Origin of the sequence: Paracoccus sanguinis (assembly GCF_012689545.1) — a bacterium.
GTDB lineage: Bacteria > Pseudomonadota > Alphaproteobacteria > Rhodobacterales > Rhodobacteraceae > Paracoccus > Paracoccus panacisoli.
In genome coordinates, this window is sequence record NZ_CP051542.1 from 1,851,344 (window position 1) to 1,871,779 (window position 20,436).

At 73.0% G+C, this 20,436-nt stretch carries 17 protein-coding genes; 7 read left to right on the plus strand and 10 right to left on the minus strand.

Annotation, left to right across the window (positions count from 1 at the left end):
• Positions 1–79: 79 nt before the first annotated feature.
• Both HGN31_RS16665 and ubiA read right to left on the minus strand, forming a co-directional pair.
• Positions 80–2,956, minus strand: a complete 2,877-nt coding sequence (locus HGN31_RS16665; protein WP_168782969.1) for an OmpA family protein — start codon at positions 2,954–2,956, stop codon at positions 80–82.
• Between the two features lie 62 nt (positions 2,957–3,018).
• Positions 3,019–3,963 carry a 4-hydroxybenzoate octaprenyltransferase gene (ubiA, locus tag HGN31_RS08795; protein ID WP_168782970.1) on the minus strand — a complete coding sequence of 315 codons (945 nt, stop codon included), beginning with the start codon at positions 3,961–3,963 and terminating at the stop codon, positions 3,019–3,021.
• 14 nt (positions 3,964–3,977) lie between these two features.
• Here ubiA and HGN31_RS08800 point away from each other — a divergent pair, with 14 nt between their 5' ends.
• Positions 3,978–4,694, plus strand: coding sequence for a 16S rRNA (uracil(1498)-N(3))-methyltransferase (locus HGN31_RS08800; protein WP_036736100.1), 717 nt, complete (start codon positions 3,978–3,980; stop codon positions 4,692–4,694).
• Between the two features lie 340 nt (positions 4,695–5,034).
• Entirely contained in the window at positions 5,035–5,226 is a 192-nt protein-coding gene (locus HGN31_RS08805) for a DUF1127 domain-containing protein (protein ID WP_036703447.1), read from the plus strand.
• 129 nt (positions 5,227–5,355) lie between these two features.
• Here HGN31_RS08805 and HGN31_RS08810 read toward each other — a convergent pair whose 3' ends face one another.
• The 3 genes from HGN31_RS08810 to smpB all read right to left on the minus strand — a co-directional run bounded on the left by HGN31_RS08810 (position 5,356) and on the right by smpB (position 7,982).
• Positions 5,356–6,540 carry an amino acid aminotransferase gene (locus HGN31_RS08810; protein ID WP_168782971.1) on the minus strand — a complete coding sequence of 395 codons (1,185 nt, stop codon included), beginning with the start codon at positions 6,538–6,540 and terminating at the stop codon, positions 5,356–5,358.
• Positions 6,540–7,394, minus strand: a complete 855-nt coding sequence (gene sseA, locus HGN31_RS08815; RefSeq protein WP_036703445.1) for a 3-mercaptopyruvate sulfurtransferase — start codon at positions 7,392–7,394, stop codon at positions 6,540–6,542. Before sseA ends, HGN31_RS08810 begins: the two co-directional genes overlap by 1 nt.
• A gap of 114 nt (positions 7,395–7,508) precedes the next feature.
• Positions 7,509–7,982, minus strand: a complete 474-nt coding sequence (gene smpB / locus HGN31_RS08820; protein WP_036736105.1) for an SsrA-binding protein SmpB — start codon at positions 7,980–7,982, stop codon at positions 7,509–7,511.
• Between the two features lie 106 nt (positions 7,983–8,088).
• Between smpB and HGN31_RS08825 the strand changes: the two genes are divergently transcribed.
• Positions 8,089–8,562 carry a potassium channel family protein gene (locus HGN31_RS08825; protein WP_052171907.1) on the plus strand — a complete coding sequence of 158 codons (474 nt, stop codon included), beginning with the start codon at positions 8,089–8,091 and terminating at the stop codon, positions 8,560–8,562.
• A gap of 66 nt (positions 8,563–8,628) precedes the next feature.
• Positions 8,629–10,284, plus strand: coding sequence for a thiamine pyrophosphate-binding protein (locus HGN31_RS08830; RefSeq protein ID WP_168782972.1), 1,656 nt, complete (start codon positions 8,629–8,631; stop codon positions 10,282–10,284).
• 910 nt (positions 10,285–11,194) lie between these two features.
• On the opposite strand, the gene HGN31_RS08835 is transcribed toward HGN31_RS08830, so the two are convergent.
• Entirely contained in the window at positions 11,195–11,611 is a 417-nt protein-coding gene (locus HGN31_RS08835) for a hypothetical protein (RefSeq protein WP_168782973.1), read from the minus strand.
• Between the two features lie 132 nt (positions 11,612–11,743).
• On the opposite strand from HGN31_RS08835, the gene HGN31_RS08840 reads away from it, so the two are divergent.
• A complete protein-coding gene (locus HGN31_RS08840) occupies positions 11,744–12,865 on the plus strand; it encodes a pyridoxal phosphate-dependent aminotransferase (RefSeq protein WP_168782974.1) in 1,122 nt (373 codons plus the stop codon).
• A 35-nt stretch (positions 12,866–12,900) separates the two neighbouring features.
• On the opposite strand, the gene dapA is transcribed toward HGN31_RS08840, so the two are convergent.
• Positions 12,901–13,776, minus strand: coding sequence for a 4-hydroxy-tetrahydrodipicolinate synthase (gene dapA, locus HGN31_RS08845; RefSeq protein WP_168783879.1), 876 nt, complete (start codon positions 13,774–13,776; stop codon positions 12,901–12,903).
• 132 nt (positions 13,777–13,908) lie between these two features.
• Here dapA and HGN31_RS08850 point away from each other — a divergent pair, with 132 nt between their 5' ends.
• Positions 13,909–16,323, plus strand: a complete 2,415-nt coding sequence (locus tag HGN31_RS08850) for a lytic transglycosylase domain-containing protein (protein WP_168782975.1) — start codon at positions 13,909–13,911, stop codon at positions 16,321–16,323.
• On the opposite strand, the gene HGN31_RS08855 is transcribed toward HGN31_RS08850, so the two are convergent.
• The 3 genes from HGN31_RS08855 to HGN31_RS08865 all read right to left on the minus strand — a co-directional run bounded on the left by HGN31_RS08855 (position 16,283) and on the right by HGN31_RS08865 (position 19,222).
• On the minus strand, positions 16,283–17,272 hold the full coding sequence (locus HGN31_RS08855) for a DMT family transporter (protein WP_168782976.1): 990 nt from the start codon (positions 17,270–17,272) through the stop codon (positions 16,283–16,285). The two genes, HGN31_RS08850 and HGN31_RS08855, sit on opposite strands and share 41 nt — an antisense overlap.
• Positions 17,273–17,415: 143 nt before the next feature.
• Positions 17,416–18,207 (minus strand): inositol monophosphatase family protein, encoded by a 792-nt coding sequence (locus tag HGN31_RS08860; protein ID WP_168782977.1) that lies wholly within the window; start codon positions 18,205–18,207, stop codon positions 17,416–17,418.
• A gap of 103 nt (positions 18,208–18,310) precedes the next feature.
• Entirely contained in the window at positions 18,311–19,222 is a 912-nt protein-coding gene (locus HGN31_RS08865; protein WP_168782978.1) for a LysR family transcriptional regulator, read from the minus strand.
• 85 nt (positions 19,223–19,307) lie between these two features.
• Here HGN31_RS08865 and metF point away from each other — a divergent pair, with 85 nt between their 5' ends.
• Positions 19,308–20,174, plus strand: a complete 867-nt coding sequence (gene metF, locus HGN31_RS08870) for a methylenetetrahydrofolate reductase [NAD(P)H] (protein ID WP_168782979.1) — start codon at positions 19,308–19,310, stop codon at positions 20,172–20,174.
• The last annotated feature ends 262 nt before the right edge of the window (positions 20,175–20,436 follow it).

The window sequence follows — 20,436 nt, forward strand, 5'->3', positions numbered from 1 at the left end:
TAATCCGCCCGGCGGCATCAGGCGAGAGGCCATGCGCGGCTCGGCTTCAGCGCAGCGCCGTTTCGGCGGCGGGCGCGGCTCACCGCTCCGGGCGCGGCGTCGGCCGGGCGCTGCCGTCGGGGGGCGGCGGGGCGGTCGGGGACCCTTGCGGCAGCGGCGGCGGCACGGGCGTCGAGATCCGCGATCCCTGCACGGTGATGCTGTCGGGCCGCAGCGCTATGCCCTCTTCGGCGAGCAACTCATCGGCGGTCTCGGCGTCCGAGGTCAACGCCGGCAGCGGCGGCAGCGTCAGATCGCCGCCGCTGAGCGCCGGAGGCGGTCCAGTCAACCGGCCGGTCAGCGGGAGTGCGGGGGCTGCGTCCGGCGCTTCGCCGGGCTGGGCCGATCCGAGGGCTGCGGGGGTCGCGTCTGTGGTAACGGCGGCGGTGGCATCGGGGGCTGCGGGTGCAGCGTCGGGGGCCAGCCCGTCGGTCCCTGCCGCGCCGGGGCCCGAGGCGTCCGCCTCCGAGTCGTCTGAGTCGACGTCCGTTGAGCTCGTGGCGTTGGCGTCAGGGCCGGGGTCGCCCGTGCCCGGAGCGGCTGTCTCCGAAGCACCTGTCCCCGAGGCGTCTATCCCCACCGTCTCGATGGCGTCGGTGCCCGCTGTGTCTGTTCCTGAAGCGTCGTTCTCATCGGCAACAGGTGGTGCCGGGTTCGGTTCGGTTGCCTCGCTCGCGATCGCCGCATTGTCCTTGCCCTCCGCCTGCGCGGCATCGGTCGTTCCGGCGTCCGGGGACGCTGCATCGGGCCCTCCGGTCCCGGCCCCGTCCGGGGCGGTGGCGCCCAGAGTGGCTGCATCCGACGCGGGAGCGGCGTTGCCCATGGCGGCTCCGGTCTCAACCCCATTGGCAGCAGGTGCTGCAGCAGCGTCTCCCGCCCCCACCCCCTGCGTCTCGGATGAGGCAACCGCCCCCGCCGGCGCAGACGTCTCGCCCGCCGCAGGCGCGCCACTCACCCCCGAAGCCGCGCTGACAGCCCCTTCCCCATCACCACCCGCCACCTCAGGCGGCTGCGCCTCTGTCACCCCCCGCGTCACCTCCGCGGCGGCGGCCTCGCCGGCGACGGGGAAGGGGGAGAGCAGCCGGAACTCGATCCGGCGGTTGGCCTCGCGCCCGGCGTCGGTGGCGTTGTCGGCGACCGGGCGGGTCTCGCCATAGCCGCGCGCCGCCAGCAGCGCCGTGTCGATCCCCGCCCCCGCCATCGCCGTGCGGACGGTGTCGGCCCGGTCCTGCGACAGCTCCATGTTGAAGGCGTCCGAGCCCTGCGAGTCGGTGTGCGCCCCCAGCTCGATCCGGAAGTCGCCGCAGTCGCCCATCACCTCGGCCAGCTTCGCGAGCGTCGGGCCCGGGTCGCCGGCGATGGCGGCGCGGGCGGTCTCGAACCCGATCTCGGACTGCGCCATCACGTCGTTCAGCCGCGCCACGCAGGTCTCGCCCGTGGGCAGGTCGAGCGCCGGGTCGAGCCGCGGGTCATAGGTCAGCGCCAGCTCGTAAGGCACGCCCGCACCGAGCCTGCGCCCGAGCTGCGCGGCCAGCGCCGCGCCCACCGCCTTGTCGCCCGAGGCCCCGGCGATGCGCAGCCCCTCGGGCGTCACCGTGGCCGAGCCGCGGCGCAGCCCGGCCATCGCCTCGAGCGTGGCGAGCACCCGCGGCGTCCAGCCCGAGGGCGCGGCCGGATCGACGCTCAGCACGCTGTCCACGGTGCCGAAGCGGGCGCGGGCAAAGCTCTCGACCGCGGCGCGCATCCGCTCGTCGCTGACCGCGCCGCGCAGGCGGATGCCGTCGCCCACCGCGCTCGCCACGAAGCTGACCGGCCCGGCAGGGGCGGGGGTGTCGGGCGGCGCCTGCGTGGCGGTGAGGGTGAAGACCCGCGGCAGCGCCCGGGTCAGGGTCGCGGCGGCGGCGTCGAAGGCCGGGGGCGGCACCTCGGCGGGCGCGTCAAGCGTCACGCTGGTGTCGGTGATCGCCACGCTGCCCGCCGGCAGGGCCGCGAGCGCGGTGATCGCCGCGACCGCGGCATCGCCCCATTGCGGGGTGGGCGCGCCGAGGCCGACGGGGCAAACCTCGTCCCCGACCGGGGCGCCGGCGGCTGCGGCGGCGGCGAGGATGCGCTCGCGCGCGGCGGCGCTGTCGGCGGCGCAGGTCTCGATCCGGGCCGGCTCGCCGGGCGCGCGGGTGAGGCGCAGGGCGAAGGGCGAGATGACCGGACGCGGGGCCGAGACGGTGGCGGCGAGCGTGATCCCGGGCGGGGTGATGTCGCGCAGCGCCTGCTCGAGCCGCGCCTTGTCGGCGGCGCCATCGGCCAGCGCGGTGACCTCGACCCGCCCCGGCGCGGCCGAGATGCGGGCGCGCGGCGCCAGCTCGGCGGCGCGCAGGGCGACGGCCACGGCCGCGTCCCACGCGGCGGGGGCGGGGTAGTCGGCGGTCTCGATCAGGTCGGTGGGGCGACCGGCAGCGGCCGTGCCCCCCATCCGCGCCAGCCGGGCCACGAGCGCCGCCCGGTCGAGCGTCACGGGGGCGAGGCCGATGACAGAGCTGCCCTCGTCATTGCGCAGGATCTCGAGCCGGAAGGACGGTGGCACGGCCTCGGGCGGGGGCGGGACCACGATGGCATCGGCGATGCGGTCGGGCCCGACCACCGCCGCGGCCGCGTTCAGGGCCCGGAAATGGGTCAGCTCGTCGGGCGCCTCGCCCGTCAGCCGCAGCATGAGCCCGTCGGCCGAGGCCCGCGCCCAGCCGAACCCGCCCTCGGCCAGTGCCCCGGCCACGGCGGCCTCGGTCCGCTGTTCCAGTTGCCCGATGCCCCAGTCGGCCGCGACCCACGCCCCGGCCCCGCCGGCGGCCAGCAGCGCCAGCGCGCTGAGACCGGCGCGCAGGCGGCGGGGGCGGGGGCTGTTGGGGTCGCGGGGCGGGGTCATGCGGAGGGCTCTCGGATGGCAACGGCTGGCGGAGATGTAGTCACCCCGCGCCGAGGGTCCAATCACACCAGCGCGGCAACGGCGAGAAACAGCGCAACGATCAGCCCCGCGTCGCGGTTGCTGCGGAAGAGCCGCAGGCAGACGTCGGGGCTCGCGGTGTCGAGGCTGCGCAGCTGCCACCACAGATGCGCGGCAAAGCCCGCCACCCCGAGCATCGCCACCAGCGCCGCCCCGGTACCGGGCCGCGTCGCCGCCACCGCCATCGCCAGCAGCAGCACCGCGCCCGCGGCAAACCCGAGCAGCCAGCGCGGCGTGTCGGCGCCGAACAGCCGGGCGGTGGACTTGACCCCGATCAGGGCGTCATCCTCGGTGTCCTGATGGGCATAGATGGTGTCGTAGAACAGCGTCCACGAAATCCCCGCCGCATAGGCGAGCATCGCCGCCGGGTGCAGCGTGCCGCCATGCGCGGCAAAGGCCACCAGAACCCCCCAGTTGAAGGCAAGGCCCAGGAAAACCTGCGGCCACCAGGTGAAGCGCTTGGCGAAGGGATAGACCGCGACCAGCGCGAGCGACGCGATCCCCAGCGCGATGGCGGTGCCGTTCAGCGTGAACAGCAGCACCGCCGCCAGCCCGGCCTGCGCGGCCATCCAGATCCACGCCCCCCGCACCGTGACCTGCCCCGAGGGCAGCGGGCGCGAGCGGGTGCGCGCCACCATCGCGTCGAACTCGCGGTCCGTCAGGTCGTTCCAGGTGCAGCCCGCCCCGCGCATCAGCGCGGCGCCCAGCGTACAGACCACCACCACCCACAGGTCCACCCAGCGCGGCCGGTCCACCAGCATCGCGAGCCCGGTCCCCCAGTAGCAGGGCAACAGCAGAAGCCACGTCCCGATCGGCCGGTCGGCCCGGCTCAGCCGCAGAAGCGGGCGCCACGCGGGCGGGGCCAGCCGGTCCACCCAGTTGCCCCGGGGGGCGTCGGAAACCGATGGCGCTAGGGGCCGGGACTGCATAGGGTCGCGCCGATATGGGACAGGTCAGGCTTTACATAGAGCACCCGCTCGCCCCCGGACAACCCGTCCCGCTGGGGCCGGCGCAGGCGCATTACCTCGGCGCGGTGATGCGGCTGGGGCCGGGGGCGCGGATCGAGGTCTTCAACGGCCGCGACGGCGCCTGGACGGCCGAGATCGAGGCGGTGGGCAAGCGCGGCGGCTCGCTGGCGCTGGTCGCGCAGGCCGCGCCGCAGCGCGATCCGCCCGACGTCTGGCTGATGTTCGCGCCGATCAAGAAGGCGCGCACCGATTTCATCGTCGAAAAGGCGACCGAGCTGGGCGCGGCGCGCATCCTGCCGGTCCAGACCGACCACACCAACGCCGAGCGCATCGCCCGCGACCGGCTGCAGGCCCACGCGGTCGAGGCGGCCGAGCAATGCGGCGGCACCTTCGTCCCCGAGGTGGCGGCGCTCGCGCCGCTGTCGGGGCTGCTCGACCGCTGGGACACGGGTCGGCGCATCCTCTGGGCGGACGAGGCGCTGGCGGGACCGGCGGCGACGCTGGCCACGCTGCCGCGCGGGCCGTGGGCGATCCTCATCGGCCCCGAAGGCGGGTGGAGCGCCGCGGAACGGGCCCGTCTCGGGGCGCTCGAGGGGGTGACGCGGGTCAGCCTTGGGCCGCGAATCCTGCGCGCCGACACGGCGGCGGTGGCGGCACTGGCGCTGTGGCAGGCGGCGCTCGGCGACTGGTGATTCGGGTGGCAGGCTGCCTGCTGGGCGGACTGTCACAGGATTGAGGCAATTTTCACGATCTTGCGGCTTGACGCGGCTCAGTGAAGAAATCTGCGCGGACGTTCGGGAAGAACGCACGGAACTTCGACCAAATCGGTCTTATCCACCGGAATATTAGCCGTCCCACGGAAACGTCAGCCATGACGTCAGGTGATGGCCGGCCTGACGTCTGCGCCGCAAGCATGGCGGCAATTCGGTTCCGTCCGTGGCTGAAAAACCGGCAATCGACTATGTAATTGGGCATCGAATTGATCCCCCTCCTGTCCCCGCCGGACAGGGCCGCAAGAACAAAGGTGATATCATGTCCGCAGTCGAAACCCTCCGCCTTCCCGCCGCGTCGCGTCCGGGCCTGCTGTCGCGTCTTGGCGCCGCCTTCGCCCACTGGGCCGAAGTCCGCGAGACCCGCAGCCAGCTGAACCGCCTGACCGACCGCGAGCTGACCGACATCGGCCTGTCGCGCGCCGACATCGAGCACGTCGCCCGCGGCCTCTGAGGCCCCGCACGCACGGTCGCAGCGCCGCAGACGGCGGCGCCCGACATCCGCCAGAACGACTTCGGGCCGGGGTTTCCCCCGGCCCTTTTTGCTGCCCTTTCGGCGTCCCTCTCGGCTGTCAGCGGGAGATCAGACCCCCGCCTCGACGATGGCGCGGGCGAGGATCGGCACCGAGTCCCGGTTCAGCCCGGCAATGTTCAGCCGCGAATCGCCGACCATGTAGATTGCGTTGTCGTCCTTGATCTTCTTCACCTGCTCGGGCGTCGCGCCCAGCCGCGAGAACATCCCGCGGTGCGCCGCGATGAAGTCGAAGCGGTCGGTGCCGGTCAGGCTGCGCAGCTCACCCGCAAGCTGTTCGCGCAGGGCGAGCATCCCCAGCCGCACCTCCTCCAGCTCGGCCTTCCAGTCGGCCGAGAGTTCCGCATCGTCGAGAATCGTCTGCACGATCCGCGCCCCGTGGTCGGGCGGGAAGGAGTAGGTCTGCCGGTTGAGGTAGGCCATCGTCCCCTGCGCCAGATCGCGCGCGGCGGGCGTCTCGACCTTGGCCAGCAGCACGCCGGTCCGCTCACGGTAGATGCCGAAGTTCTTCGAGCAGGACGCCGCCACCAGTGCCTCGGGCGCCGCGCCGACGATGAGCCGGGTGCCGGCCGCATCCTCGTCCAGACCGTCGCCGAAGCCCTGATAGGCGAGGTCCACGAACGGCACGGCGCCGGTCTTGTCGAGGATCGCGGACACCTCGCGCCACTGGTCCAGCGTCAGGTTGGCGCCGGTCGGGTTGTGGCAGCAGCCGTGCAGCAGCACGAGGTCGCCCTTCTTTGCCCGGGCGAGGTCGGCCTTCATCCCCTCGAAATCCACCCCGCGGGTGGCGTCGTCGAAATAGCGGTATTCGACATGGGGCAGGCCCATGAACTGCAGGATCGAGACGTGGTTCGGCCAGGTCGGGTTCGAGACGTGGACGGTCAGATCGGGGTTGCCGATCCGCGCCAGCTCGAGCGCCTGCCGGATCGCGCCGGTCCCGCCCACGGTGGACAGCGCCGCGGTGCGCCCTTCGTCCAGCGTGTCGGCCAGCACCATCCGGCTCATCGCCGCGAGATAGGCGGGCTCACCGGCGAGCGCGGTGTAGCTTTTGGTCGTCTCGGCCTCCCAGATGCGCTGCTCGGCGGCCTTGACGGCACGCATCACCGGGGTCAGCCCGGTCGGGTCCTTGTACACCCCGACCCCGAGGTCGATCTTGCCCTGCCGGGTGTCGGCACGGAATTCGCCCATCAGGGCAAGGATCTTGTCGGGGGCTTGGGCTTTGAGCTGGCCGAACATCAGGCGTCTCCGGTTGCGATCTTGAGGTCGGGGTAGCTGCCCCATTCGGTCCAGCTGCCGTCGTAGAGCGACCAGTCCCGCTTGCCGATCCGCTCGAGCGCGAGGGCGAGCGTGGCCGCGGTGATCCCCGAGCCGCAGGTGGTGATGGCGGGTCGGTCGAGGTCCACGCCCGCGGCCTCGAAGGCGGCGCGCAGCGCGTCCGGCTCTTTCATCGTGCCGTCGGGGTTGTAGAGGGTCGCGAAGGGGACGTTGCGGGCGCCGGGGATGTGGCCGGCGCGCAGGCCGGGCCGCGGCTCGGGCTCGTCGCCGCGGAAGCGCGAGGGGCTGCGGGCGTCGATGATCTGGTGATCGCCGAGCTTCGAGGCCGCCGCGACCTGCGTCACATCGCGCACGAGGCCTGCCTGCCGCTGCACCGTCATGTGCCGGTCGCGGGTGATCGGGGCCATGTCCTCGACCTCGCGCCCTTCGGCCTGCCACTTGGCGAAGCCGCCATCCAGCACCGCCACGTCGGTCTTGCCCATCAGCCGGAAGAGCCACCAGACCCGCGCGGCCGAGTGGATGTCGGAGTTGTCATAGACGACGACCTGATGCCCGTCGCCGATCCCCATGGCCCGCAGGCGGCTCACGAACAGCTCGGGCGGCGGCGCCATGTGCGGCAGCTCGCTGCGGCTGTCCGAGATCGCGTCGATGTCGAAGAACCGGGCGCCGGGGATATGCGCGGCCTCGTATTCGGCCCGTGCATCGCGCCCGGTGGCCGCCATGTGCAGGCTAGCGTCGAGGATGCGCAGGTCGGGATCGTTCAGATGCGCGGCCAGCCACTCGGTGGACACCAGTGTCTTCGGATCGTCGCGCATGGCCTTCCCCCCAAACGGATGCGGTCCTGACGGCTTTACCGGACCCCCGCAAGGCCTGCAATCGCTGCCCCGCTTGGGGCGGGGCCATCTTGGCGGAACCCGCGGCTCGGCGCCTCAGCCCTGCTTGAGCAGGCGCTGCTTTTCGCGGCCCCAGTCGCGCTTGGCCTCGGTCGCGCGCTTGTCGTGGTTCTTCTTGCCCTTGGCGATGCCGATCTTCAGCTTCACGATGCCGCGGTGGTTGAAATACATCACCAGCGGGATGAGCGTCATGCCCTCGCGCCCGATCGCCTGCCAGAGCCGCGCGAGTTCCTTGCGGCTGACCAGCAGCTTGCGGTGGCGCCGCTCCTCGTGCCCGAAGACGCCGGCCTGCTTGTACGACGAGATGTAGCCGTTGATCAGCCACAGCTCGCCGTTCTCAACGCTGGCGTAGGATTCGGCGATGTTCGACTGGCCGGTGCGCAGCGCCTTGACCTCGGACCCGGTGAGGATGATCCCGACCTCGAGGTCGCTTTCGATGAAGTAATCGAAGCGCGCCCGCCGGTTCTCGGCGATCACCTTGTAGTTCGGATCGGATTTTGCCTGCGACATGATCGGGTCGAGATAGGGTCCGCGGCGGCGCAAGTAAAGCCGGCGGCTTTCGCGCCGGCGGGCGGCGGGCTATGGGGCGGGTGTCCCCCCGCCAACGCGGTGCCCCATGCTGGTCCAGATCACCGTCGGAACCCTGCTGATGCTGCTGACGCTCGCCAGCAGCGGCGCCTCGCTCTACGTGATCGAGGTGATGCTGCAGGCCGCCCGCCCCTGGGTGCTGGGCGGCCGCGTCTGGGCCAAGCTGGTTGCGGTCATCATGATGGTCAGCGTCTGGGCGCTGGTGGACCTGACGCTCGGCGTCTGGATCTGGGCGATGGCCTATTGGCGGCTCGGCGCCTTTCCGGACCTCGAGCACGCGGTCTATTTCTCGCTCGTCAGCTTCACCACGCTCGGCTACGGCGACCTGCTGCTGCCGCAGGAATGGCGGATCATGGGCGGGCTGACGGCGGCGAGCGGGCTGCTGAACTTCGGCCTCATCACAGCGATCCTGGTCGAGACGGTGCGCGACGTGCGCGTGGCCCAGATGCGCCATCAGACCCGGCAGGATGCCCGGCACGAGGGGCGCCGCGCCCGTCGCTGACGGGTTGAAGCCCCTCCGCCGTTGCCGCAGTCTGCCCCCGGCAATCAGGGCAAGGGGGATAGGGCGATGCGGCATGGCGGACGGATTCTTGCGGATGCGCTGGCGCTGCACGGGGTCGAGCGGGTGTTCTCGGTCCCCGGCGAAAGCTTCCTCGCGGCGCTCGACGGGCTTTACGACGTGGGCATCCCCAACACCGTCTGCCGGCAGGAGGGCGGGGCCGCGATGATGGCCGAGGCCTGGGCCAAGACCACCGGCCGGCCCGGCGTCTGCTTCGTCACCCGCGGCCCCGGCGCCACCAACGCCAGCGCCGGCATCCACGTCGCCAAGCAGGACTCGACCCCGATGATCCTGTTCGTCGGCCAGATCGCCCGGTCCGACCGCGACCGCGAGGCGTTTCAGGAGGTCGACTACCGCCAGATGTTCGGTGGGCTGGCCAAGTGGGTGGCCGAGATCGACCAGACCGAGCGCATCCCCGAATACGTCGCGCGTGCCTTCGACCTTGCCCGCGCCGGGCGCCCCGGCCCGGTGGTGCTGGCGCTGCCCGAGGACATGCTGTCGGCCAAGGCCGACGTCCCCGACCTCGCGCCCGCCCCCCGCCCGGTGCCGGGCGTGTCCGAGTCGCAGGTGGCGGCGATCCGCGACGCGCTCGCCGCCGCCGAGCGGCCGCTGGTCGTGCCGGGCGGGTCGCTCTGGTCGCAGGACGACGCGGACGCGCTGACCCGGCTGGCCGAGGGCTGGGGGCTGCCGGTCGCGGTGCCCTTCCGCCGGCAGGACTACATGGACAACCGGCACCCGAACTACGCGGGCGACCTGGGCGTGGGGATGAACCTGCGGCTGGGCGAGGCGCTGCGCGAGGCCGACTGCATCCTGTCGCTCGGCGCGCGGCTGGGCGATTCGCTGACCGCGGGCTATGAGCTGATGAACCCGCGCGAGCAGGGGCGGCGGATCATCCACGTCTATCCCGACCCCGACGAGATCGGGCACCTGTGGCGCGCCGATCCCGGCATCGCCGCCTGCCCCAAGGCGGCGCTCGCCGCGCTGGCCGAGACGCCCGCGCCGCGCCGCTGGGACGACTGGACCGCCCGGCTGCGCGCCCACTACGAGACGTGGCAGACCCCGAAACCCACCCCCGGCGCGGTGCGGATGGAGGAGGTGGTCTGCTGGCTCTCAGCCAACCTGCCCGAGGACGCCATCGTCACCAACGGCGCGGGCAACTATGCCGCCTTCCTGCACCGCTACTTCCGCTTCAAGCGGGCGCGGACGCAGATCGCGCCGACCTCGGGGTCGATGGGCTACGGCCTGCCCGCCGCCATCGCGGCGAAGATCGCCCACCCGGACCGCACCGTGGTGTGCATGGCCGGCGACGGCTGCCTGCAGATGACGGTGAACGAGCTGAGCACCGCCGCGCAGGAGGGCGCCGCGGTGATCGTCATCGTCGCCAACAACGGCCGCTACGGGACGATCCGCATGCACCAGGAGAAGCACTACCCCGGCCGGGTATCGGGCACCGACCTCTTCAACCCCGACTTCCCCGCGCTGGTGCGCGCCTACGGCGGCCATGGCGAGCTGGTGACCGACGGCGCCGAGTTCGCCGCAGCCTTTGCCCGGGCACGTGACAGCGGCAGGCTGGCGCTGATCGAGCTGCGCCTCGACCCCGAGGCCCTGACCACCGGGGCGACGCTGAGCGAAACCCGTGCCGCGGCCGAGGCGGCGAAGGGGTAGGGGGGAGGGTTGGCGGGGGCCTCTGAGGCTTGGGCCAAGGGATCCCGAACGACCGACGAGATGCAGAGCTGGACACGCGCGGGCGCTCAGGCGGCACTGGAGCTTGGGCGATCTGGTGCTGCCGCGCTCGCGCAAGCTGCCGCTGATCGAACTGTGCCTCGACTCCGGGGCATTACCAATCGGCGATGCACCGGGCAAAATCCGTGCGAGGCAGACCGCCGCCCCGGCGCCTGCCCCGGCCACCACACCACGACCGTCGCCGACCCGGTGGCCGCCGCGGGCGACAAGGCCGAGGACGCCGATGGCCGAGGAGGCAGAGTGTCAAGCGGGCCGGGTTGGCGCGGGTGTCGCTACGCCTCGAGCCCGAACCCCGACGAACGGCGAGACGCTGAGCGGTCCACGCGCGGTCGCTGTGACGGCTAGAGGTGAGCTCGGGCCGAGGCGACAAAGAGTTAGGCGGGCTGGCTGGCACGGATCGAGTCAGACCTCCACCCGAGACAGGGACAAGCGGCGTAGCACCGGGCAAAATCCGGGCGAGGGCAAAGGCGGCAAAGCGTCAAAGCGGGCCGGGTTGGCGCGGATGCCGCAAGCTGCCTCATCCCGAACCCCTGACGACTGACGAGACGCTGAGCGGTCCAGGCGCGGTCGCTGTGACGGCTAAAGAGCTGAGCTCGGGGCCAAGGCACCAAACGACCAGGCGGGCAGGCTGGCGCGGATCGAGAGAGACCGCCACCCGAGACAGGACGAGCGGCATGACCCTCTCCCCCTTCGGACAGGCGACAACCCGCGACTCATAAGGGCGTCACCACCGCACCGCCCGCCCAGGCGGCGCAGTTCCGGCCCGTCCCAACACTAACCCAAACGCCCACGCAAAGCACGCGGGCACTTCCCCACCCACCGTCACCCCGCCTCACCCCGCCCGCAGCGCCGCCACGATCCGCCGGGCCTTCTCCAACCGCTCGGGCTGGCGCGTCATCACGCTGACCGAGAGTGCCTCGACCAGTTGCCCGGCGATGGCGCGGGCCAGGGCGAGGCTCTGCCCCACGGCGGGGTTCGGCGCCCGCCGGGCGCCGGTCGTCGTCGGCGTGTCGGCGAAGTGGTCGCGCACCGCCAGCAGCTCGCGCCCGAGGTCGCGGTCCAGCATCCCCGCGACCACCTCGAGCTCGGCGAATACGCTGAGGCTGAGTTGCGGGGTGATGCGGACGCCGTTGCGGCGCAGCACCTGCTCTTCGGCGATGCAGTCGCCCAGCACCAGCATCAGGTTCGCCACGGCGCGCAGCTGGTCCAGCGGCGACAGGCGGCAGGCGGGGAAGCGGTCAAGGATCATGGCGAGTCCCTTCTGGTCCGTTCCCGCAACGTTCGCAGCAAATCCTTGACGAAGCGTTGCCAGCCCGGCCGCACAGCCCGCGCAACGGCAAAAATTCTTGCGGCCGCGCAGGGTTCTGGCTCATCTGCGGGCATGGAACACCGTCCCTCTGCCCGCCCCGCCACGCATCTCGCCCCGCTGCCCGCCGGCCTGCCCGACTCGGTCCCCTTCGTCGGCCCCGAGACGCTCGAACGCCAGCGCGGCGCGCCCTTCGCCGCGCGGCTGGGCGCCAACGAGAACGGCTTCGGCCCCTCGCCCCGCGCCGTCGCGGCGATGCGGGACGCGGCCGCCGAGGTCTGGAAATACGGCGATCCGACCAACCACGACCTCAAGGCCGCGCTCGCCACTCATTGCGGGGTCGGCCCCGAGAATGTCGTGGTGGGCGAGGGGATCGACGCGCTGCTCGGCCTCGCCGTGCGGCTGATGGTGGCCGAGGGCGACCGCGTGGTGACCTCGGCCGGCGGCTATCCGACCTTCGATTTCCACGTCACCGGCTTCGGCGGGACGCTGGACCGCGTGCCCTACGCGGCCGACCGGCAGGACCCGGCGGCGCTGGTGGCGCGGGCGGCCGAGACGGGGGCGCGAATGGTCTATCTCTGCAATCCCGACAACCCGATGGGCGGCTGGCACCCGCCCGAGGTGATCGAGGCCGCCGTCGCAGCCCTGCCTGACGACGTCCTGCTGATCCTCGACGAGGCCTATGCCGAGTTCGCCCCCGCCCTGCCGCGGATCGACCCGGACGACCCGCGGGTGCTGCGGATGCGGACCTTCTCCAAGGCCTACGGGATGGCCGGGGCGCGGGTCGGCTGGGCGCTGGGCGCGCCCGAGGTGGTGCGGGCCTTCAACCGGGTGCGCAACCATTTCGGCGTGAACCGGATCGCGCAGGCGGGGGCGCTTGCGGCGCTATCCGACGCGGCGCATCTGGCGCAGGTGGTGGGCCAGGTCGCCGCGGCCCGCGACCGGATCGCGGCGATTGCGCGCGAGAACGGGCTGACCCCGCTGCCCTCGGCCACCAACTTCGTCAGCCTCGACTGCGGCAGCGACGGGGCGCTGGCGCGGCGGGTGCTTGAGGCGCTGGGCGCGCGGGGGGTGTTCGTGCGGATGCCGTGGGTGGCGCCGCAGAACCGCTGCATCCGCGTCAGCTGCGGACCGGAGGCCGAACTTTACGCCTTTGCCGCCGCGCTGCCCGAGGCCCTTGCCGCCGCCCGCGGCTGAGACCCTCAGGCGGTCTCAGCGGCGCGGCCCGTCGGTCAGAGCAGCCCGGCGTGGGCCATCGCCGCGTCGATCCGCGCCCGGGTGGGGGCGGTCAGCGGCACCAGCGGCAACCGCACCGCGTCGGTGCAGCGGCCGAGCCTAGAGAGCGCGTATTTCGCCCCGACCAGCCCCGGCTCGATGAAGATGGCGATGTGCAGCGGCATCAGCCGGTCCTGCAGGCGCAGCGCCTCGGCATAGTCGCCCGCCGCGCACGCCGCCTGCATCTGCGCGCAGAGCCCCGGGGCCACGTTCGCAGTGACCGAGATGCAGCCGACCCCGCCCTGGGCGTTGAAGCCGTGCGCGGTCGCGTCCTCGCCCGAGATCTGCAGGAAGTCGGGACCGCAGGTGATCCGCTGGCAGCACACCCGCTCGAGCTTGCCGGTCGCGTCCTTGACGCCGACGATGCGCGGCAGCTTCGCCAGCTCGCCCATCGTCTCGGGCGTCATGTCCACGACCGAGCGGCCGGGAATGTTGTAGATGATGATCGGCTTGTCGGTCGCGTCGTGGACGGCGGTGAAATGCGCGATCATCCCCTCTTGCGTGGGCTTGTTGTAGTAAGGCGTCACGACCAGCAGCCCGTCGGCCCCGACCCGGCAGGCGTGCTGCGCAAGCCCGATCGCCTCACGGGTGTTGTTCGACCCCGCGCCCGCGATCACCGGCACCCGGCCGGCGGCCAGCCGCACCACGGCCTCGACCACCGCCTCGTGCTCGGCATGGCTGAGCGTCGGGCTTTCGCCGGTGGTGCCGACGGGGACGAGCGCGCTGCTCCCCTCCTCGATCTGCCATTCGACCAGCCGCTCGAGCGCCGGCCAGTCGATTTCGCCATCCGCACGAAGGGGGGTGACGAGGGCGGGCATCGAGCCTTTGAACATGACGCGCGGGTCCATCTGCGGGGGCGGTTTGGCCGGCTATACGACCGGCGCGGGGCGATGCCAACCCGGACGAGCGGCGGCCTGCCGCCGATGTGAATTGCCCCGCGCCGGTCGAGCCCCCAGATTGCCCCAATGACCCATGCCCGCCTTTCCCTCGCCGCGCTGATGGCGGTGCTGCCCCTCGGCCTTGCCCTGACGCTGACCCCGGCGCGGGGCGAGGATGCGACGCTGATCGCCCGCGCGCTGGCGGCGGCGGGGGCGCGCGACTGGGCGGGGGCGGATGCGGCGGCGGCGCGCTCGGGGCCGCTGGCCGTCGATCTGGTGCTGTGGCAGCGGCTGCGTGCGGGGCAGGGCAGCTGGCCGGAATACCGCGACTTTGCCCGCCGCAACCCCGACTGGCCGGGGATGGAGCTGTTCTGGCGCCGGGGCGAGGCGGTGCTGCGCCCCGACCTTCCCGCGGCCGAGGTGCTGGCCTGGTTCGGCGACCGCCTGCCGCAGTCGCTGGCCGGCGCACAGGCATGGATCGCGGCCCAGCCTCAGGCCGACCGCCCGGCGGCGCTGGAACGGCTGTGGACCGGGATCACCGCGCTCGACGCGGCGGGCGAGGCGGCGCTGATCGCCGCCTACGGCCCGGCGCTGGCGCCCCATCACCCGGCGCGGCTGAAGATGCTGCTCGACGCGGGCGAGTGGCAGGCGGCCGAGCGGCTGCTGCCGCTGGTCCCCGCGGGGCCCGAGGCCGACCTCGCCCGCGCCCGCATCGCCGTGCAGGCGCGGCGGACCGGGGTCGATGCGCTGATCCTCGCCCTGCCGCAGGCGCAGCGCGATGACGCCGGGCTGGCGCTCGACCGGTTCCGCTGGCGGGTGGCCGCGAAGCAGGGTGATCTGGCGCGGGCGCTGATGCTCGAGCGCTCGACCTCGGCCGAGGCGCTGCGCGATCCCGCAGGCTGGGCCGCGCGGCGGAAGGATTATGCCCGCGCGGCGCTCAGGACCGGGGACTGGGCGCTGGCCGAGCGGCTGGCCGCCAACCATTTCCTGCCCGCGGGCGTCGATGCCTATGAGCTCGACTGGATCGCGGGCTACGCGGCCTTGCGGGCCGGGGCGGCGGACCGCGCCCGGGCGCTGTTCGCGCTGCTGCCCGACATCGACAGCGGGCCGATCACGCTGTCGCGCACGCATTACTGGCGCGGCCGCGCCGCCGAGGCGCTGGGCGACGCCGCCACCGCCCGCACCGAATACGCCGAGGCCGCGCGCCACCAGACCGCCTGGTACGGCCAACTCGCCGCCGAGAAGATCGGCGCCCCGATGCGCCCCGAGCTGGCGCTGCCGGGGCCGGCGATCGACAGCCTGCCCGACTGGCGCGGCGCCAGCTTGGGCGAGGCGCGGGTGTTCCAGGCCGCGCTGTGGCTGATCGCGGCGGGCGACCCGGCGCAGGCGCAGCGGTTCCTGCTGCACCTCGCCGAGACGGCCCCGGCCGAGGACATCGCCCGCATGGCGCGGCTGATGCTCGAGCTGCACCGGCCCTGGGACGCGCTGCGGCTGGGCAAGGCGGCGGCGGGCAAGGGCGGGGTCTGGCCGGCGATCTACTATCCGCTCACGGGGCTCGAGGGGGCCGATCTGGGCTTGCCGCCCGAGCTGGTCCTGTCGATCGCGCGGCGCGAGTCCGAGTTCAACCACACCGTCCGCTCGCCCGCCGGGGCGCTGGGGCTGATGCAGGTCATGCCCGACACCGGCCGCCAGATGGCCCGCGTGATCGGCGAGCCGTTCGACCAGCCCCGCATGACGCAGGACGCCGAATACAACGCCCGGCTGGGGGCGGCCTATCTGCACGGGCTGCGCGACCGCTTCGGGCCGTCCATCGCGCTGGTCGCCGCCGGCTATAACGCGGGGCCGGGGCGCTCGGCCCGCTGGCTCAGGGACTTCGGCGACCTGCGGATCGCCGGGCGGGCCGGGGCCGACCCGGTGGACTGGGTCGAGATGATCCCCTTCGACGAGACGCGGACCTATGTGATGCGGGTGGCGGAATCGCTGCCGATGTACCGGGCGCGGATCGCCGGGCATCCGGTGCCGCTGGTCCCGACCTGGGACCTGCGCGGCGGCGTCTCGCTGCCGCCGCCTGCGATCTCGCCGCTGGTGCTGGCGCTGTCGGATCGCCCGCGCGGCACCGCGCCGTGGGTGCGCGACGCCGCGGGCGCGGCGCGCCGGCTGGCCGCCGTGCCGGTGGATGCTGCGCGGCCCGGGGCGGCCGCACCGGCGATCCCGGCCAGCGGCGCGCCCCCTGAGGCAGCCCCGCTGTCAGCCCCCGCGGCTGCCCCGGCGGACGGACCCGAGGTCGCCCTGCCGCCCCAGCCCGAGGCGCAGATCGCCGAGGTCGCCGCCAGCCTGCCGCGGCCTGCGGCCCTTCCGCCTGCCGCGACTCCGCAGACTCCCGCAACACCGGCACCCGCGCCCGCCCCCCGCCGCCCGGTCCCGGCAGCGCGGCCCGAGGCGCTCTCTCAGGCCGATCCGGTCAGCCCGTCCGGGCCCGGCGCAGCGTCCGCCACCAGGTGAACAGCCCCGCGCCGACGATGATGACCATGCCGATCAGCACGTTGAGCCGCAGCGTCTCGCCCAGCCAGAAAACCCCGATCAGGCTGACCCAGACGAGCTGGGTGTAGGCGAAGGGTTGCAGGCTGGAGGCCTCGGCCAGCGCATAGGCGCGGATCAGCAGGTAGTGACCGGCCGCCCCGGTCAGGCACAGCGCCGCCATCCACGGCCAGTCGGCCCGCGCGATCGGTACCGCGAACCAGATCCCGGCGAGGGTGATGCCGACCGCCCCCGCCACCCCGGTCCAGAAGAAGCTGACCATCGCGCTGTCGTCGGCCGACACCTTGCGGGTCAGCAGCGCATAGACCGCGAACATCAGCGCCGAGATCAGCGGCAGCGCCGCCCAGGGCGAGAACACCCGCAGCCCAGGCTGCAGGATGACGAGGATGCCGGCGAACCCCACCCCGACCGCGAGCCAGCGCCGCCAGCCGATCTTCTCGCCGAGGATCGGGCCGGAGAGCGCGACCACCATGAGCGGCGCGACGGTGAAGACGGCGTGCGTCTCGACGATGCCGAGCTTGACGAAGGCGGTGAGCATCAGCACCACCTCGGCCACGAGGATCAGCCCGCGCAGCGTCTGCGCCACCGGATGGGGCGAACGCAGCGCGGCCCGGACGCCGCCGGGGCTGCGCGCGACCAGCACCACCGCGAAGACGGCGAAGAACCAGTAGCGCAGCATGGTGACGTAGACGGGCGGGTAGATCGCGCCCAGATGGCGCGACACCGCGTCCTGCACGGCAAAGATCAGGCTCGCGGCACAGATCATCAGCACGCCCGCGCGCTGGCCGTCGCGCACCGCCGCCGCCTCGGGGGCGGCGACCGGCACGACCGGGGGGATCGCCACGGGCGGCGGCAGCGGCGCTGCGACGGGCGCGGAAAGGCCCGGCGAGGGGGCAGGACAGGGGGCGGTCATGGGCAGGGCCGAGCGGTTGGATGGTATACCAACCCGTCACGACGCCCGCCGCACCTGTCAAGCCGCGTCAGCCCGCCGCAGGCCCGGAGGGGATGATTTCAGGGCAGCCATGCCGGGGCTGCATGGCGCCCCGCGCATGAGCCTCAGTCGCGGCTGCGGACGATCTCGGCAAAGCCCGCGAACAACTGCGCGTTGGCGGCGACGATGTCGCCCGCGTCCACGCCGGCGCCCTCATGGGGGCGCAGCGGCTCGACGAAGCCGCCCGCCTCGCGCACCAGCAGCCAGCCGGCGGCCACGTCCCAGGCATTGATCCCACGCTCCCAATAGCCGTCGTAGCGGCCGGCGGCGACATAGGCGAGGTCGAGCGAGGCCGACCCCCAGCGCCGCACCCCGGCGCAGACCGGCATCAGCCGCGCGAGGTCGCGGAGCGTGGCGGGCAGCGTCCCGCGCCCGCCGAAGGGGACGCCGGTGGCAAAGATCGCGCTGTTCATGTCGCGCCGCCCCGACACCCGCAGGCGCTTGTCGTTGACGAAGGCCCCGTCGCCCTTCTCGGCGGTGAACAGCTCGTCCTTGGCCGGGTCGAAGACGACCGCCGCCACGACCTCACCCTTGTGCTCGAGCGCGATCGACACCGCCCAGTGCGGCAGGCCGTGCAGGAAGTTCGTGGTCCCGTCCAGCGGATCGACGATCCAGCGCCGGGTCGGGTCCTCGCCGTCCTCGGTCCCGGTCTCCTCGCCGCACCAGCCGTAGTTCGGGCGGGCGCCGCGCAACTCCTCCTTGATGATCCGCTCGGCCTCGCGGTCGGCGCGGGTGACGAAGTCGCCCGGCCCCTTCGAGGACACCTGCAGGTTCTCGACCTCGCGGAAGTCCTTGACGAGGCTGCGGCCAGCCTTGCGCGCGGCCTTGATCATGACGTTGAGATTGGCGGAGGCCATGGCGGGGAATCCTTTTCGGGCTGACCCGTGAGCTTAAGCGAACGCGCCGGAAAAGAAAAGCGATCAGCCCACGCCGCACGGGCCTCCCGCTGCCTGCCGGGGTTCAGCCCGCCCCGGCCTCGGCGGGCGTCCAGGCGGCGCGGGCCAGGCGCAGCATCTCCTGCACGAAGGGCAGCGGGCGGTCCTCGGCCCGCACGGCGGCATAAAGGCGCCGCGTCACCCCCGGCCGTCCCAGCCGCAGCGTGGCGATGTCGGGGTTGGCGGCCTCGCGCGCCAGCACCCAGTCGGGCAGCACCGCCACCCCGCGGCCCGAGGCGACGAGCATCAGGATGACGTCCGTCAGCTCGACCTCGCGCACGGCGGCGGGCACCACCCCCGCCGGGTCGAGGAAATGCGAGAACACGTCGAGCCGCGCCCGGTCCATCGGATAGGCGATCAGCGTCTCGGGCGCGAGGTCGCCCGGCTCGGCATGGGCCCGGCCGGCGAGCCGGTGCGTGGCCGGCACCGCCAGCAGCGGATGATAGTCGAACAGCGGCTCGAAGGTGACGCCCGGCAGGTCCTCGGGGTCCGACGAGATCACCATGTCGGCCTCGCCCCGCAGCAGCGCCGGCAGGGCGGTGAAGGCGAGCCCGGCGCGCACGTCGATGTCGACCTGCGGCCAGGCGTGGCGGAACCGGTCGAGCGCCGGCAGCAGCCAGTTGAAACAGGCGTGGCACTCCATCGCGATGTGCATCCGCCCGACCTGGCCGCGGGTGACACCGCGCATCTCGGCCTCGGCCGCCTCGACCAGCGGCAGCACCTGCCGGGCCAGCGCCAGCAGCCGCATCCCGGCGGGCGACAGCCGCATCGGCCGGGTCTGGCGCAGGAACAGCGGCGTGCCGGCCTGCTCCTCCATCGCGCGGACCTGATGCGAGAGGGCGGACTGGGTGATGTTCAGCACCTCGGCCGCACGGGCCAGCCCGCCGTGGTCATGGACCGCGCGGATCGTCCGCAGGTGGCGCAGTTCCAGATGCATGAGCGCGGCTCATCCTGACCTTGCATGATATGAATTTGTTTCACGCCGGAACGCGTGGCACAAGCGCGGACAAAGAGGAATCGCCATGTCCGTTCGCCGCACCGTCCCCGCCGTCAGCTTCGAGTTCTTCCCGCCGAAGACGCTCGACCAGTCGTTCCGGCTGTGGGAGACGGCGCGCGCGCTGGCCCCGCTGGGCCCGGATTTCGTCTCGGTGACCTATGGCGCCGGCGGCACCACGCGGCAGCTGACCCACGAGGCGGTGACGGCGCTCGCCACCCACTACGGGCTGAACGTCGCGGCGCACCTGACCTGCGTCGAGGCGACCCGCGCCGAGACGATGCAGATCGTGGACGACTATGCCGCCGCCGGGGTGCGCGAGATCGTGGCCCTGCGCGGCGACGCCCCGCAGGGCGCGGCCGCGTGGACCCCGCACCCCGAGGGGTTCGCCAGTTCGGTCGAGCTGATCGAGGCGATCTCCGCCCGCGGCGGCTTCACCATCCGCTGCGGCGCCTACCCCGAGCCGCATCCCGATAGCCCCGACAGCGCCGCCGACGTGGCGTTCCTCAAGCGCAAGGTGGACGCGGGCGCGACGAGCGCGATCACCCAGTTCTTCTTCGACCCGGACACGTTCTTCCGCTTCCGCGACGCCTGCGCGGCGGCCGGCATCGCGGCGCCGGTGATCCCCGGCATCCTGCCGATCCAGAGCTGGGCCGGCGCCAAGCGCTTCGCCGCCCGCTGCGGAACCAGCGTGCCGGCCTGGGCCGAGGACGCCTTTGCCCGCGCCGGCAAGCCGGGCGAGGCCGCGCTGGCCCGCGACATCGCGGTAGAGCTCTGCACGCGGCTGATCGAGGGCGGGGTGGACCGGCTGCATTTCTACACCCTGAACCGCCCCGAGCTGACCGCCGAGGTCTGCGCCGCGCTGGGGATCGAGGCGACCGAGGCTGCCGCCTGAGGGCGGTGGGGGCGGGCTGCGGCTTGAGGTGTTGCGCCGCCCGAGCGTGCAATCCTGCGACCAGCTTTGACGCAGCGTCGGTTCGGTGCGGCGCGGCCCCGCTGTGCGAGTGAATCGCCGCTCTGGCGACGACACCGGCCGAGCTTCCCCGGTCGGCTGGCACCGAGGCCGGGATATCCATCACGGGATCGATGCGTTGCGCCGTCACGGCGCGATCTCGGATTCTCGTTGCTCCCTTACGCCGCCCGTGGAGCAGAGGGCC

Excerpts from the sequence above, each read along its gene's own strand:
- ubiA (WP_168782970.1), bottom strand. The coding sequence starts at position 3,963 with ATGCAGTCCCGGCCCCTAGCGCCATCGGTTTCCGACGCCCCCCGGGGC.
- HGN31_RS08805 (WP_036703447.1), top strand. The coding sequence starts at position 5,035 with ATGTCCGCAGTCGAAACCCTCCGCCTTCCCGCCGCGTCGCGTCCGGGC.
- smpB (WP_036736105.1), bottom strand. The coding sequence starts at position 7,982 with ATGTCGCAGGCAAAATCCGATCCGAACTACAAGGTGATCGCCGAGAAC.
- HGN31_RS08840 (WP_168782974.1), top strand. The coding sequence starts at position 11,744 with ATGGAACACCGTCCCTCTGCCCGCCCCGCCACGCATCTCGCCCCGCTG.
- HGN31_RS08855 (WP_168782976.1), bottom strand. The coding sequence starts at position 17,272 with ATGACCGCCCCCTGTCCTGCCCCCTCGCCGGGCCTTTCCGCGCCCGTC.
- HGN31_RS08800 (WP_036736100.1), top strand. The coding sequence starts at position 3,978 with ATGGGACAGGTCAGGCTTTACATAGAGCACCCGCTCGCCCCCGGACAA.
- sseA (WP_036703445.1), bottom strand. The coding sequence starts at position 7,394 with ATGCGCGACGATCCGAAGACACTGGTGTCCACCGAGTGGCTGGCCGCG.
- dapA (WP_168783879.1), bottom strand. The coding sequence starts at position 13,776 with ATGTTCAAAGGCTCGATGCCCGCCCTCGTCACCCCCCTTCGTGCGGAT.
- HGN31_RS08830 (WP_168782972.1), top strand. The coding sequence starts at position 8,629 with ATGCGGCATGGCGGACGGATTCTTGCGGATGCGCTGGCGCTGCACGGG.
- HGN31_RS08865 (WP_168782978.1), bottom strand. The coding sequence starts at position 19,222 with ATGCATCTGGAACTGCGCCACCTGCGGACGATCCGCGCGGTCCATGAC.
- HGN31_RS08850 (WP_168782975.1), top strand. The coding sequence starts at position 13,909 with ATGACCCATGCCCGCCTTTCCCTCGCCGCGCTGATGGCGGTGCTGCCC.
- HGN31_RS08825 (WP_052171907.1), top strand. The coding sequence starts at position 8,089 with ATGCTGGTCCAGATCACCGTCGGAACCCTGCTGATGCTGCTGACGCTC.
- HGN31_RS08835 (WP_168782973.1), bottom strand. The coding sequence starts at position 11,611 with ATGATCCTTGACCGCTTCCCCGCCTGCCGCCTGTCGCCGCTGGACCAG.
- HGN31_RS08860 (WP_168782977.1), bottom strand. The coding sequence starts at position 18,207 with ATGGCCTCCGCCAATCTCAACGTCATGATCAAGGCCGCGCGCAAGGCT.
- HGN31_RS16665 (WP_168782969.1), bottom strand. The coding sequence starts at position 2,956 with ATGACCCCGCCCCGCGACCCCAACAGCCCCCGCCCCCGCCGCCTGCGC.
- metF (WP_168782979.1), top strand. The coding sequence starts at position 19,308 with ATGTCCGTTCGCCGCACCGTCCCCGCCGTCAGCTTCGAGTTCTTCCCG.
- HGN31_RS08810 (WP_168782971.1), bottom strand. The coding sequence starts at position 6,540 with ATGTTCGGCCAGCTCAAAGCCCAAGCCCCCGACAAGATCCTTGCCCTG.